General features: G+C 71.3%; 13 protein-coding genes. 9 read left to right on the forward strand and 4 right to left on the reverse strand.

The genetic code is table 11. The features are described 5' to 3' along the window. The first annotated feature begins 8 nt into the window (after positions 1-8). The 6 genes from trpS (at position 9) to B1A86_RS02150 (ending at position 5210) form a co-directional block, all read left to right on the forward strand. Positions 9-1091, forward strand: a complete 1083-nt coding sequence (gene trpS, locus B1A86_RS02125) for a tryptophan--tRNA ligase (RefSeq protein ID WP_002856591.1) — start codon at positions 9-11, stop codon at positions 1089-1091. A 188-nt stretch (positions 1092-1279) separates the two neighbouring features. Next, the gene (locus B1A86_RS02130; RefSeq protein ID WP_138976777.1) at positions 1280-2041 is read left to right on the forward strand and encodes an ABC transporter ATP-binding protein; all 762 of its coding nucleotides are present in this window, start codon (positions 1280-1282) and stop codon (positions 2039-2041) included. Continuing rightward, positions 2038-3321 (forward strand): ABC transporter permease, encoded by a 1284-nt coding sequence (locus tag B1A86_RS02135; RefSeq protein WP_020624728.1) that lies wholly within the window; start codon positions 2038-2040, stop codon positions 3319-3321. Before B1A86_RS02130 ends, B1A86_RS02135 begins: the two co-directional genes overlap by 4 nt. Positions 3322-3379: 58 nt before the next feature. After that, on the forward strand, positions 3380-3982 hold the full coding sequence (locus B1A86_RS02140) for a hypothetical protein (RefSeq protein WP_020624727.1): 603 nt from the start codon (positions 3380-3382) through the stop codon (positions 3980-3982). Positions 3983-4060: 78 nt separating this feature from the next. After that, on the forward strand, positions 4061-4675 hold the full coding sequence (locus B1A86_RS02145; RefSeq protein WP_210411804.1) for a hypothetical protein: 615 nt from the start codon (positions 4061-4063) through the stop codon (positions 4673-4675). Positions 4676-4682: 7 nt separating this feature from the next. After that, positions 4683-5210 (forward strand): hypothetical protein, encoded by a 528-nt coding sequence (locus tag B1A86_RS02150; protein ID WP_078025779.1) that lies wholly within the window; start codon positions 4683-4685, stop codon positions 5208-5210. 178 nt (positions 5211-5388) lie between these two features. On the opposite strand, the gene B1A86_RS02155 is transcribed toward B1A86_RS02150, so the two are convergent. The 4 genes from B1A86_RS02155 to sdhC all read right to left on the reverse strand — a co-directional run bounded on the left by B1A86_RS02155 (position 5389) and on the right by sdhC (position 8932). After that, positions 5389-6180: a succinate dehydrogenase iron-sulfur subunit gene (locus tag B1A86_RS02155; protein WP_010079347.1), complete on the reverse strand. Its 792-nt coding sequence runs from the start codon at positions 6178-6180 to the stop codon at positions 5389-5391. After that, positions 6180-7967: a succinate dehydrogenase flavoprotein subunit gene (sdhA, locus tag B1A86_RS02160; protein ID WP_078025778.1), complete on the reverse strand. Its 1788-nt coding sequence runs from the start codon at positions 7965-7967 to the stop codon at positions 6180-6182. The genes B1A86_RS02155 and sdhA overlap by 1 nt, the downstream gene beginning before the upstream one ends. Positions 7968-8044: 77 nt before the next feature. Then, positions 8045-8524 carry a succinate dehydrogenase hydrophobic membrane anchor subunit gene (locus B1A86_RS02165; protein ID WP_036314556.1) on the reverse strand — a complete coding sequence of 160 codons (480 nt, stop codon included), beginning with the start codon at positions 8522-8524 and terminating at the stop codon, positions 8045-8047. A gap of 3 nt (positions 8525-8527) precedes the next feature. Then, entirely contained in the window at positions 8528-8932 is a 405-nt protein-coding gene (sdhC, locus tag B1A86_RS02170; protein ID WP_078025777.1) for a succinate dehydrogenase, cytochrome b556 subunit, read from the reverse strand. A 246-nt stretch (positions 8933-9178) separates the two neighbouring features. Between sdhC and B1A86_RS02175 the strand changes: the two genes are divergently transcribed. The 3 genes from B1A86_RS02175 to B1A86_RS02185 all read left to right on the forward strand — a co-directional run bounded on the left by B1A86_RS02175 (position 9179) and on the right by B1A86_RS02185 (position 12950). Further along, the gene (locus tag B1A86_RS02175) at positions 9179-10330 is read left to right on the forward strand and encodes a mannose-1-phosphate guanylyltransferase (protein ID WP_044659646.1); all 1152 of its coding nucleotides are present in this window, start codon (positions 9179-9181) and stop codon (positions 10328-10330) included. Positions 10331-10391: 61 nt separating this feature from the next. After that, positions 10392-11648: an amidohydrolase gene (locus B1A86_RS02180; RefSeq protein WP_078025776.1), complete on the forward strand. Its 1257-nt coding sequence runs from the start codon at positions 10392-10394 to the stop codon at positions 11646-11648. Between the two features lie 144 nt (positions 11649-11792). Further along, positions 11793-12950 carry a BMP family protein gene (locus tag B1A86_RS02185; RefSeq protein ID WP_078025775.1) on the forward strand — a complete coding sequence of 386 codons (1158 nt, stop codon included), beginning with the start codon at positions 11793-11795 and terminating at the stop codon, positions 12948-12950. Positions 12951-13011 lie beyond the last annotated feature (61 nt).

Consider the following 13011-nt stretch of genomic DNA (forward strand, 5'->3'; position numbering starts at 1 on the left):
AGGCTGAGATGACCATGAAGAAGAACTCCGTGCAGGACGTCCTGGCCCAGGACGCCGCCGCCACCGCCCACCTGGCCGGCGCGTCCGCCCGGCACCGCGTGCTCTCCGGCATGCAGCCCTCGGCGGACTCCCTCCACCTGGGCAACTACCTCGGCGCCCTCGTGAACTGGGAGCGCACCCAGGCCGACTTCGAGGCGTTCTTCTTCATCCCCGACCTGCACGCCATCACCGTGCCGCAGGACCCGGCCGCGCTCGCGGAGCGCACGCGGGTGGCCGCCGCGCAGTTCATCGCCGGCGGCATCGACCCCGAGCGCTCCACGCTGTTCGTCCAGTCCCAGGTGCCCGAGCACGCGCAGTTGGCGTGGGTGCTGACCTGCATGACCGGCATGGGCGAGGCCATGCGCATGACCCAGTTCAAGGACAAGTCCGCCAAGCAGGGCGCGGACGCGGCCGGGGTCGGCCTGCTCGCGTACCCCATGCTCATGGCCGCGGACATCCTGCTCTACCAGCCGCATGGCGTGCCCGTGGGCGACGACCAGCGCCAGCACGTGGAGCTCACCCGCGACCTCGCCCAGCGCTTCAACCACCGCTACGGCGAGACGTTCGTGGTGCCCACCGGCTTCTACCCGGAGACCGGCGCGCGCATCTACGACCTGCAGGACCCCACGTCGAAGATGTCCAAGTCCGCGGCGTCCCCGAACGGGCTCATCAACATCCTCGAGGAGCCGAAGAAGACCGCCAAGAAGATCAAGTCCGCGGTCACCGACGACGGCACCGAGGTGCGCTTCGACCGCGAGGCCAAGCCCGGCGTCTCCAACCTGCTGACCATCCTCTCCGCGGTGTCCGGCACGCCGATCCCGCAGCTCGAGGAGGAGTTCGTCGGCAAGATGTACGGGCACCTCAAGGTCGCGGTGGCGGACGCCGTCGTCGAGCGCCTGGCCCCCGTGCGCGAGCGCGCCCTCGCGCTGCTGGACGACCCCGCCGAGCTCGACCGCATCCTCGCCGCCGGCGCCGAGAAGGCCCGCGCCGTGGCCACCCCCGTGCTCGAGGACGTCTACGCCAAGGTCGGCTTCCTGCCGCCGCTGCGCTGAGCCGGGCCGCACCGGCCCCGCGGCCTCCCGACGACGGCCCGCGCCCCCGACCTGCGGGGGACGCGGGCCGTCGTGTTCTCCGACTCGAGGTGGAGGCGGCGGCGCGTGCGCGGCTGTCAGGATGGAGGCACTGCCTCCGCTCCTGCCGCAGCGGGGGCGAGCCCCACCGACAGAGGAGTGCCGGAGCCATGTCCACCGCTGTCCCCATCCCCGCCGTCGCCGAGGTCCCGCCCGGCGCCGAACCCGTCCTGGAGACGGAGAACCTCGTCAAGGTCTACGGTCGCGGGGCGTCCCGCTTCGACGCGCTGAAGGGCATCACCCTGCAGATCCAGCGCGGCGAGTCCCTGGCCGTCGTCGGCAAGTCCGGCTCCGGCAAGTCCACCCTGATGCACCTGCTGGCGCTGCTGGACCAGCCCTCCGCCGGCGTCGTCGCGATGGACGGCCGTCCCGTCTCCCAGCTCAAGGCCGCGGAGATCTCCCAGCTGCGCAACGAGCGGTTCGGCTTCGTGTTCCAGCAGTTCTTCCTGAACCCGAACCAGACGGTCCTGGAGAACACCGTGCTGCCGCTGAAGATCGCCGGCGTGGGCCGGGCCGAGCGCGCCCGCCGCGGCATGGCGGTGCTCGAGCGGCTCGAGCTCGCGGACAAGGCGAAGAACAAGGCCACGGACCTCTCCGGCGGCCAGAAGCAGCGCGTGTGCATCGCCCGTGCGCTCGTGAACAACCCGACGGTGCTGTTCGCGGACGAGCCCACGGGCAACCTGGACTCCGCCACCTCGGCGGCCGTGGAGGACATCCTCTTCGGCCTGCACCGCGACGAGGGCATCACCCTCGTGGTGGTCACGCACGACGACGACCTGGCCGCGAAGTGTGACCGTCGCGTCGAGCTGCAGGACGGCGTGGTCATCGCCGACGAGCGCGTCGGCACCGAGCGGGACGGAGCGCGGGCATGAAGGCCACCGACGTCGCGGGCACGGCGCTCGCCAACACGATGCGCTCCAAGCTGCGCACCTTCCTCACCGTCGTCGCGATCGTGATCGGCGCATTCACGCTGACCCTCACCACGGGGCTCGGCGCGGGCATCAACAAGTACGTGGACAACGTGGTCGAGGGCTTCGGCAAGCCCGGTGAGCTGACCGTGATGAAGCAGCAGGACATGTCCTCGGCCGGCGCGGCGAGCGGCTCGCCCCAGGAGTACGCGGAGCAGGACGCCGCCGGCGGCGAGATGTTCGGCATGCCACTGCTCACCCAGGAGGACCTCGCCGCGATCGAGGACACCGAGCACGTCACCGAGGTGAAGACCTATCGGGTGGCCGAGCCGGAGTACATCCAGGGCCCGGACGACCGCAAGTGGCAGACCGGCTTCATGGGCAGCTCCGGTGAGATCGACATGCTCACCTTCTCGGCCGGCCGTGCCCCCGAGGCCGGCGCCGCGGAGATCGTCATGCCCGAGTCGTGGGTGGAGGACCTGGGCGCCGGCGACGCCGAGGACCTGGTCGGCACGGAGCTGACCGTCGTGGCGGCGACCCCGCTGCAGGAGCACAAGTCCGTGACGGCCACCGTGGTCGGTGTGACGAAGGCGGCCGCGTCCGGTGCGGGCACCGCCCCGACGCCGTCGGAGTCGCTCGAGCAGGAGATCTACGACATCACGACGGAGGGCCTGCCGGAGTCCCAGCGGGACACCTACTTCCAGGCCACGGCGATCGTGGCGGACCCGGAGGCGAACGAGGACGCCGTGAAGCAGGCGCTGGCCGACCAGGGCCTGCTGGCGCAGACCCTCGAGGAGCAGCTCGGCGTGATCCGCGGCATCATCGACGCCGTCACGTGGGTGCTGACCGGCTTCGCGCTCATCGCGCTGCTCGCCGCCAGCTTCGGCATCATCAACACCTTGCTCATGGCGGTGCAGGAGCGCACCCGGGAGATCGGCCTCATGAAGGCTCTCGGCATGACCGGCGGGAAGATCTTCGGCCTGTTCACCATGGAGGCCGTCGTGATCGGCCTGCTCGGCTCGCTGGTCGGCATCGGCCTGGGCGTCGCCGTCGGACTCATCGCGAACCAGGTGTTGACCACCGGCCCCCTCAGCGGCGTCACCGGCCTGGTCCTGTTCGCGGTCAACCCCCTCGCCCTGCTGCTGATCCTGCTGCTGATCGTGGCCATCGCGTTCATCGCCGGCACCTTGCCCGCCCTGCGTGCGGCCCGGAAGGATCCCATCGAGGCACTGCGGCACGAGTGATCCTGCCACCGCGCCCGTCACCGCCACCACCGTCACCCACGACACCGAGGAGCTCACCATGACCACCGATCGACCGAACCCGGACCCGAACCCGGAGCAGCCCGCCGTGGGCTCCCGCTACGGCACGCAGCCCTACGCGGCCCCGGGCTACGGCGCCCAGCCGGGCAGCCCGTACGGCATCGTCCCGGAGCCGGCCGCGTTCCCCGCGCTCCTGACGCTGACGCTCACGTCGCTCGCGCTGTACGTGCTGTCCTCCCTGCCGGCCCTGTTCGGCGGCGAGGAGAGCATCGAACGCATGCGGGACTCCCTTCGCCAGAGCGGCCTCACCCCCGAGCAGGTGGAGGAGATCGCGCCTGTCGTGGGCGCCTCCGTGACGGTGGGCACGATCATCGTCCTGCTCATCGGCGTGGCCCTGTACGCCCTGGTGTACTTCAACCTCCGCGGGGCCAAGAACTGGGCCCGCATCCTCGGCATCGTCGTCGGGATCCTGGGCACCCTCAGCGCCGTCGGCGGCATCTTCTCCTTCGTGACCTACCCCGGCATCGGCGGCGTGCTGGCCTCCGTGCTCAGCCTGGCGCTGGTGATCGTGAACATCCTGTGGCTGGTCAAGGCCTTCAACCCGCAGGTCGCGGCCTACACCCGTCAGGGCCGCCGCGCCTGACCCCGACGCCGTTCGCCGGCGGCGAGTCCTGGGTCGCCAGCCCTCGCCCCGGCGTCGGCCAGCGGAGACCATGGCGACATGGCCTCCGATCATCGACCCCCGCATCCCGTGTCCCCCCACCCCGACGACCTGGACGGCGGCGGGCGGCCCGTGGTGGGCCCGGATGAGGCGCGGCGGCGCATCGCCGGGCACTCCGGCCCGGACGCCCGCCCGCTGATCCGCCCCGATGCCCGCACCCCCGGCGTGTTCCGGGCGCTGCTCGGGCTGACGGTCGCGTCCGCGGTCCTCTACGCCGCGTCGACCCTGCGCAACCTCCTCCCGGGCGCGGCCCAGGACATCGCGGACTCGCTGCCCGAGGGCAGTGCGCAGTCGCCCGCGATGACCGCCGAGGCGATCGAGGGCGCCCTCACCGGCAGCGTCTGGTTCGCGACCCTGCTGGGCCTGGCGGTCTACGCGATCGTCCTCGTCGGCCTGACCCGGCGCAGCAACGCGGCGCGCATCATGGGCGCCCTGTTCGCCTCGATCGCCATCTTCGTGACTCTGCTGGGGACCATCCGCCTGTTCGTCTTCCCCGCCGGGGACGTCGTGCTGCCCCTGGTCCTGGGCGGGCTGTTCGCGCTCGTGAACGCGGCCTGGCTCGTGTGCGCCTTCAACCCCGGCCTCGCGACGACCTTCCTGCGCCGCCGGGCATGATGGGGGCATGCACCCCCTCGACGACGATCCCCACGCCGCCACGGACCGCGACCCCGCCCCCGATCGCGCGGCCCTGCGTCCCCTGCGCCTGTTCCAGACCGTCACGGCGGTCACGGGGGCACTGAGCGCGGCTGGCGTGGCGGGCGTGCTCGCCCTGCAGTCGACGCCCGGCTACGCCCGCGCCGTGCTGGAGGCGCGCTCCTGGGGCGCGAGCGAGGTCACCGACGCCGACGTCGCCGCGTTCGTCACCCCGGCGGGGGCGTGGCCGGTGGCCGCCGCGGCGGTGGTCCTGCTGGCCGTGGTGCTCCTGGCCGGCATCACCCGCCGGATCCGGGCCGTGCGCCCCGTGGGCAGCGTGCTGGTGGTGCTGGGGATGCTCACGGCGGCCTTCTGGATGGTCGACGGCGGGCGGATGGTGCAGGCCGGGGGAGGGGGCCCGGTCGTGCTGGGGGCCGTCGTCGGGATGCTCGTGTCCAGCGCGATGTGGCTGCGTGTGGCGCACCGGCGGGAGACGCGCGACGGCTTCGACGGCTGAGCTCGGACCGCCTCCGCCTCCGCCTCCGGTCCCGTCCCCACGCCGAGGCCCGCAGACACGCCGCGACACCGGGCCGGTGACGGCGCGTCTGCGGGCCTCGGCGGGAGGGGCACCACCCACGACGACGGCGGCCCGCCTCCTCGAGCGAGGAGACGGGCCGCCGTCGTGGTGCGGGGGATCAGAACTGGCGGGCCAGGATGGCCCGCTTCACCTCGGAGATCGCCTTGGTCACCTGGATGCCGCGGGGGCACGCGTCGGTGCAGTTGAAGGTCGTGCGGCAACGCCACACGCCCTCCTTGTCGTTCAGGATCTCCAGGCGCATGTCGCCGGCCTCGTCACGCGAGTCGAAGATGAACCGGTGCGCGTTGACGATGGCGGCCGGGCCGAAGTACTGGCCGTCCGTCCAGAACACCGGGCAGGACGAGGTGCACGCGGCGCACAGGATGCACTTCGTGGTGTCGTCGTAGATCGCCCGGTCGGCCTGGGACTGGTAGCGCTCCTTGGTGGGCGCGTGGCCCTCGGCGACCAGGAACGGCATGATCTCGCGGTAGGACTGGAAGAACGGGTCCATGTCCACGATCAGGTCCTTCTCCACCGGCAGGCCCTTGATGGGCTCCACCAGGATGGGCTTGGACAGGTCGAGGTCCTTCAGGAGCGTCTTGCAGGCCAGGCGGTTGCGGCCGTTGATGCGCATGGCGTCGGAGCCGCACACGCCGTGGGCGCAGGAGCGGCGGAACGACAGGGTGCCGTCGTGGTCCCACTTGACCTTGTGCAGGGCGTCCAGCACGCGGTCGGTGCCGTACATGGTCAGGCGCCACTCGTCCCAGTAGGACTCCTCGGAGGACTCCGGGAGGTAGCGGCGGACCTTGAGCACGATGTCGAAGCTCTCGACCTCGCCTGCGCCGCCACCGGCGGACTGGGTCTGCGCCTGGGCCACGGGGGCCTCGGTCTCGGTTGCTGAGTGGCTCATCAGTACTTACGCTCCATCGGCTGGTAACGGGTCACGACGACGGGCTTGGTCTCGAAGCGGATGCCCTTGACGCCCTCCATCTCCGCGGTCTCGTCACGGTAGATCATGGTGTGCGCCATGAAGTTCTCGTCGTCGCGGTCGGGGTAGTCCTCGCGGTAGTGCCCGCCGCGGGACTCCTTGCGGCCCAGGGCCGCGAGGGTCATGGCCTCGGCGATGTCCAGGAGGTAGCCCAGCTCCATGCCCTCGAGCAGGTCGAGGTTGAAGCGGTGGCCCTTGTCCTGGACGGACACGTTCTCGTAGCGGCCGCGCAGCTCCTCGATCTTGGCCAGTGCGCGGCGGATCGAGTCCTCGTCGCGGAAGACCTGCATGTCCGCGTCCATGGACTCCTGGAGCTCGGCGCGGATGTCCGCGACGCGCTCGGACCCGGTGGCGGAGCGCAGGTTCTCGATGTGCTCCACGGTCGGCAGCTCGCCGCCCTCGGGCAGCTCCACCCAGTCCGCCTGCGCGGCGTACTCGGCGGCGTAGATGCCGGCGCGGCGGCCGAACACGTTGATGTCCAGCAGCGAGTTGGTGCCCAGGCGGTTGGACCCGTGCACGGACACGCAGGCCACCTCGCCGGCGGCGTACAGGCCCGGCACGACGGTGTCGTTGTCCTGGAGGACCTCGGCCTGGATGTTCGTGGGGATGCCGCCCATGAAGTAGTGGCAGGTGGGGAACACCGGCACCGGCTCCGTGTAGGGCTCGACGCCCAGGTACGTGCGGGCGAACTCGGTGATGTCCGGAAGCTTCTCGTCGATGTGCGAGGGCTCCAGGTGCGTCAGGTCGAGCAGCACGTAGTCCTTGTTGGGGCCGGCGCCGCGGCCCTGACGGACCTCCTCGGCCATGGACCGGGCCACGATGTCGCGCGGGGCGAGGTCCTTGATGGTGGGGGCGTAGCGCTCCATGAAGCGCTCGCCGTCCGCGTTGCGGAGGATGCCGCCCTCGCCGCGTGCGGCCTCGGAGAGCAGGATGCCCAGGCCGGCCAGGCCGGTCGGGTGGAACTGCACGAACTCCATGTCCTCGAGCGGCAGGCCCGCGCGGTAGGCGATGGCCATGCCGTCGCCGGTGAGGGTGTGGGCGTTCGAAGTGGTCTTGTACACCTTGCCGGCGCCGCCGGTGGCGAAGATGACCGACTTGGCCTGGAAGACGTGGATCTCGCCGGTGGCCAGCTCGTAGGAGACGACGCCGGCGGTGCGCTTCTGCTTGTAGGCGGTGCCGTCCTCGCGCACGGCGTCCTCCTCCACCAGCAGCAGGTCGAGCACGTAGAACTCGTTGAAGAACTCCACGTTGTGCTTGACGCAGTTCTGGTACAGCGTCTGGAGGATCATGTGGCCGGTGCGGTCCGCGGCGTAGCAGGCGCGGCGCACGGGCGCCTTGCCGTGGTCACGGGTGTGGCCGCCGAAGCGGCGCTGGTCGATCTTGCCCTCGGGGGTGCGGTTGAAGGGCAGGCCCATCTTCTCGAGGTCCAGCACCGCGTCGATGGCCTCCTTAGCCATGACCTCCGCGGCGTCCTGGTCCACCAGGTAGTCGCCGCCCTTGACGGTGTCGAACGTGTGCCACTCCCAGTTGTCCTCCTCGACGTTGGCGAGGGCCGCGCACATGCCGCCCTGGGCCGCGCCGGTGTGGGAACGCGTGGGGTAGATCTTGGTGAGGACGGCGGTGTGCGCGCGCTGACCGGCCTCGATGGCCGCGCGCATGCCCGCGCCGCCGGCGCCGACGATCACCACGTCGTACTTGTGCACCTGCATTCAGGTCTCTCTTTCTGGGTGTCTGTGACGCGGCGGCCGCTCGGGCCGGCCGCACCGCAGGGTGAGCGTTTCCGAGGTCAGCCGCAGAAGGCCGGGGAGCCCTCGAGCAGGGCGCCGGAGGCGTCCACCATGCAGGGATCGAAGGTGAAGATCACCAGGGTGCCGAGGATGATGATCACGGCCGTGGCGATGTACAGGATCATCGTCAGCCAGAAGCGGGCGCTGCCGCGACGGGTGTAGTCGTTGATGATCGTGCGCACGCCGTTGGCGCCGTGCAGCATGGCCAGCCACAGGAGGGCCAGGTCCCAGAACTGCCACAGCGGGTGCGCCCACTTGCCGGCCACGAAGCCGAAGTCGATGGCGTGGATGCCGTCGCCCACCAGCAGGTTGGTGGTCAGGTGCACGGCGATCAGCACGACGAGGAAGACGCCCGAGATGCGCATGAACAGCCAGGCGAGCATCTCGAAGTTGCCGCGGCCGCCGCCGTCGCGCGTGTACTTGGGGTCCAGACGGCGGCTGCGGGGCGCCGCGATGGTGGTCTCAGCGGTGGTGCTCATGGCTCAGTGACCTCCGAGTGCGAGGCTGAAGTGACGGATGGCGAAGCCCAGGGTCAGGACGACCCACAGCCCCAGCACGATCCACAGCAGGGTCTTGTGGTGCTGGGTGCCGCCCTTCCAGAAGTCGACCAGGATGATGCGCAGGCCGTTCAGGGCGTGGAAGATGATCGCCGCGACGAGGCCGGCCTCGCCGAGCGCGAAGTACCACGTCTTGTACGAGCCGATCACGGCGTTGTAGGCCTCGGGGGAGACCCGGACCAGGGCCGTGTCCAGCACGTGGACGAGCAGGTAGAAGAAGATGACGACGCCGGTGACGCGGTGGCCCACCCAGGACCACATGCCGCCGTGGCCCCGGTACAGGGTTCCGCGGCCGTTCTTGGCCGGGGCCTGCGCAGTGGCGCTAGACACGGTTGATACCTCCAGGGGGAATGCACGATCCCGGTCCTCCGCCGTGGGACGACGACGGGCAGGGGCGTGTGCGAGTGGATTCCTCCACCTAGGGTAGACCCTTCCCGCGCCTCCGTGCCCGACCGGGACCCGGGCGACCACTGTGACGCGTGCGGCGCCCCGCCGCCGTCCTGTTCGGTCTGGGCTGTGCCCCGCCTGGGACGCGTCGAGTGGTCCCCCGTCCGGACGGTTCCGTAGTCTGGCCCGGTGAGCACCGATCCGAACCTGACCGATGCCCCGCGCGAGGCCGCGCCGGGCACGGCCCTGTCCCGCTTCCACGCCGTGATCCCCGCCGGGGGCGTGGGCACCCGCCTGTGGCCCCTCTCGCGGGCCGCCGCGCCGAAGTTCCTCCACGACCTCACCGGCTCGGGCCAGACCCTGATCCGTGCCACGTGGGACCGTCTGGCGCCCCTGGCCGCGGGCATGCTCGTGGTGACCGGGGAGGCCCACCGGGAGGCGGTGTGCACGCAGCTGCCGGCCCTGGCGGAGACGGATCTGGTGCTCGAGCCCTCGCCCAAGGACTCCGCGGCCGCCATCGGCCTGGCCGCGGCGATCCTCTCCCTGCGCGACCCGGACACGATCATGGGCTCGTTCGCGGCGGATCAGGTGATCTCCCCGGTGGAGGTCTTCCAGGACGCGGTGCGGCAGGCCGTCGAGACGGCGGCCACGGGCCGGATCGTGACCATCGGCATCGAGCCCACGCACGCGGCCACGGGCTTCGGCTACATCCGCCGGGGCCGCCGTCTCCGCGTGGCCGGCGCCCCGGACGCGCACGACGTCGCCGCGTTCGTGGAGAAGCCGGACCTGAAGGTCGCCCAGCAGTACGTGAAGTCCGGCCGCTACCTCTGGAACGCGGGCATGTTCGTGGCGCCCGTGGGCCTCATGCTGGCCCACCTCGAGGAGAACGAGCCCGCGCTGCACGCCGGCCTGATGGAGATCGCCCGCGCGTGGGAGACGCCGGAGCGGGACGAGGTCATGGCCCGGGTGTGGCCCGAGCTGACGAAGACCGCCATCGACTACGCCGTGGCCGAGCCCGCCGCCGCCGTCGGCGACGTGGCCGTGATCCCCGGCTCCTTCACGTGGGACGACGTGGGGGACTTCGCGGCGATCGCCCGCCTGAACCCGGTCAGGGACGCCTCCGGCATCACGGTGATCGGCGACACTCCGCGCGTGTACTCGGACGACGCGTCCGGCGTCGTGGTGACGGACACGAAGCGCGTCATCGCGCTGATCGGCATCGAGGACGTCGTCGTCGTGGACACCGAGGACGCGCTGCTGGTCACCACCACGGAGCACGCCCAGGAGGTCAAGAAGGCCGTCGAGGCGCTCAAGGCGGAGGGCGTGGACGAGGTCCTCTGACCGCGCCCTGGGCCGGGTCCGGCCCGCACCGACCGGCACCCCCGGAGTAGGGTGCTGGGCCATGACCACCTCCGACTCCGTGCTGACCGGGCCCCGTCCGACCTCCGTCCCCTCGGTGGGCCCCGTGGTGGCCGAGCTCGAGGACGAGATCGTGTCCTTCCGCCGGGACCTGCACCGGCATCCCGAGCTCTCCTATGAGGAGTACCGCACCACCGACCGCATCGTGGAACTGCTCTCCGGCTACGGGCTCTCGCCCGTGCGGATGGAGTCCACGGGCGCCTACGTGGACGTCGGGGAGGGGCCGGTGGTGCTGGCCCTGCGCGCGGACATCGACGCGCTGCCGGTCGAGGAGGAGACCGGCCTGCCCTACGTGTCCGTCAATGACGGCGTCGCGCACGCGTGCGGCCACGACATGCACACCGCCGTCATGGCGGGTGTGGCCGTCGCCCTCGGCCGCATCCTCCGCGGGGCCACCGCCGACGCCGACCTGCGCGCGGTCGGCGAGCGGGTCCACGGCACGGTCCGCGTCATCTTCCAGCCCGCGGAGGAGCGGCTGCCCGGCGGCTCCCTGGCCGTGCTGCGGCAGGGGATCCTCGACGACGTGCCCCGCATCCTGGCGGCGCACTGCGACCCCCAGGTCGACGTCGGCTCGATCGGCACCCGCATCGGCGCCATCACCTCGGCGGCGGACACGATCCGGATCACCCTCACCGGACGCGGGGGGCACACCTCGCGGCCCCACCTCACCGAGGACATGGTCTTCGCCCTGTCCCAGATCGCCGTGAACGTGCCCGCCGTGCTCTCCCGGCGGATCGACGTGCGCTCGGCCGTCTCGGTGGTGTGGGGGCAGATCGCCGCCGGCAGCGCGCCGAACGCGATCGACAACACCGGCTACCTGGCCGGGACCATGCGCTGCCTCGACGCGGACGTGTGGGAGGAGGCCGGCGCGCTGCTCGACGAGGTGGTCCGACAGGTGGCTGCGCCGTACGGCGTGCACGTGCAGCTCGAGCACGTGCGCGGCGTCCCGCCGGTGCACAACACCGAGGGCGAGACGGCGCTGATCGAGACCGCGGCGCGGCGGGAGCTCGGCTCGCGGGCGATCGTCCTGACCCCGCAGTCGATGGGCGGCGAGGACTTCGCCTGGATGACCCAGAAGGTGCCCGGCTCCATGCTGCGCCTCGGCACCCGGTCCCCGGGTGGCCCCATCTACGATCTGCACCGCGGGGACTACGCGCCGGACGAGCGGGCCATCGGCGTGGGCATGCGGGTCTTCACCGCCGCCGCGCTGCAGGTGCTCACGGGCGAGGACCACCACTGACCCCGCCGCCCGCACCCGCCGGAGGGGATGGGCCAACCGTTCGGTAGACTCGCGCTCATCCGGACGGGGCCGCCCGCACGGGCCCCGTCTTTCCGCGGCCACCGGCCGCGGACCTCGCACCGTGCCTTCCGAAATGAGGACCCCATGGGCATCGCCACCCCGTCGGCCGCGCGCCGCCGTCGTCTCCTGCTCCCCGCCGCCGCGCTCGGCGTCTCCGGCCTGCTGCTGACCGCGTGCGGCGCCCCGCCGGAGCAGTCCGAGGCCTCGGACTCCGGCGCCGCCGAGAGCGAGGCCATCGCCACCGTGGACGGCGTCGGCTCGGACAACAAGGACTACAAGGCCTGCATCGTCTCGGACGAGGGCGGCTTCGACGACCGCTCCTTCAACCAGTCCTCCTACGAGGGCCTCAAGGCCGCCGAGGAGGCCTACGGCATCACCACCAGCGAGGCCGAGTCGAACGAGCCCAGCGAGTACACCCCGAACGTGACCGCCATGGTCAACGGCGACTGCGACGCCGTCATCGGCGTGGGCTTCCTCCTCGGCGACGCCATGAAGCCGATCGCCGCCCAGCACTCGGACACCCACTTCTTCGGCGTGGACGTCACCGACGGCGACTTCACCGACAACTTCCAGAAGCTCACCTACGACACGGCGCAGGCGGCGTTCCTGGCCGGGTACCTGGCGGCGGGCACCACCGAGACCGGCGCCGTGGCCACCTACGGAGGGGCCGAGATCCCCACCGTCACCATCTTCATGGACGGCTTCGCCCGCGGCGTGGAGCACTACAACGAGGTCAAGGACAAGGACGTCAAGGTCCTGGGCTGGGACAAGGACGCGAAGACCGGCTCGTTTACGGGCGACTTCGAGAACGTGGCCAACGGCAAGACGAACACCGCCAACTTCATCAACGAGGGCGCCGACATCGTGATGCCGGTGGCGGGCCCCGTGGGCCTGGGCACCCTGGACGCCGTCCGCGAGGCGAACCAGGGCGGCAAGGACGTCAAGGTCATCTGGCCGGACTCGGACGGCTACGAGTCCACCAAGGACGGCAACCTGATCCTCACCTCGGTGAAGAAGAACATGGGCCAGTCCGTCACCGACGTGATCGCCGCGGACCTGAAGGACGAGTTCTCGGCCGAGCCCTACGTGGGCACGCTGGAGAACAAGGGCGTCGAGCTGGCCCCGTTCCACGACTTCGAGGACACGGTGCCGCAGGAGCTCAAGGACGAGCTCAAGGACCTCGAGGCGAAGATCATCTCGGGCGAGCTGAAGGTCGGTTCGGAGTACTCCCCGGAGGCCTGACCCGCCTCGCCACCGCCGCAGGGCCGGCCCGGACCCCTCCGGACCGGCCCCGCGGCGCGCG

Origin of the sequence: Micrococcus sp. KBS0714 (genome assembly GCF_002008305.4) — a bacterium.
GTDB lineage: Bacteria > Actinomycetota > Actinomycetes > Actinomycetales > Micrococcaceae > Micrococcus > Micrococcus luteus.

What these genes read in the sequence shown, in the direction of transcription:
- trpS (WP_002856591.1), top strand. Translation starts at nt 9, where the DNA reads ATGACCATGAAGAAGAACTCCGTGCAGGACGTCCTGGCCCAGGACGCC.
- B1A86_RS02130 (WP_138976777.1), top strand. Translation starts at nt 1,280, where the DNA reads ATGTCCACCGCTGTCCCCATCCCCGCCGTCGCCGAGGTCCCGCCCGGC.
- B1A86_RS02135 (WP_020624728.1), top strand. Translation starts at nt 2,038, where the DNA reads ATGAAGGCCACCGACGTCGCGGGCACGGCGCTCGCCAACACGATGCGC.
- B1A86_RS02140 (WP_020624727.1), top strand. Translation starts at nt 3,380, where the DNA reads ATGACCACCGATCGACCGAACCCGGACCCGAACCCGGAGCAGCCCGCC.
- B1A86_RS02145 (WP_210411804.1), top strand. Translation starts at nt 4,061, where the DNA reads ATGGCCTCCGATCATCGACCCCCGCATCCCGTGTCCCCCCACCCCGAC.
- B1A86_RS02150 (WP_078025779.1), top strand. Translation starts at nt 4,683, where the DNA reads ATGCACCCCCTCGACGACGATCCCCACGCCGCCACGGACCGCGACCCC.
- B1A86_RS02155 (WP_010079347.1), bottom strand. Translation starts at nt 6,180, where the DNA reads ATGAGCCACTCAGCAACCGAGACCGAGGCCCCCGTGGCCCAGGCGCAG.
- sdhA (WP_078025778.1), bottom strand. Translation starts at nt 7,967, where the DNA reads ATGCAGGTGCACAAGTACGACGTGGTGATCGTCGGCGCCGGCGGCGCG.
- B1A86_RS02165 (WP_036314556.1), bottom strand. Translation starts at nt 8,524, where the DNA reads ATGAGCACCACCGCTGAGACCACCATCGCGGCGCCCCGCAGCCGCCGT.
- B1A86_RS02180 (WP_078025776.1), top strand. Translation starts at nt 10,392, where the DNA reads ATGACCACCTCCGACTCCGTGCTGACCGGGCCCCGTCCGACCTCCGTC.
- B1A86_RS02185 (WP_078025775.1), top strand. Translation starts at nt 11,793, where the DNA reads ATGGGCATCGCCACCCCGTCGGCCGCGCGCCGCCGTCGTCTCCTGCTC.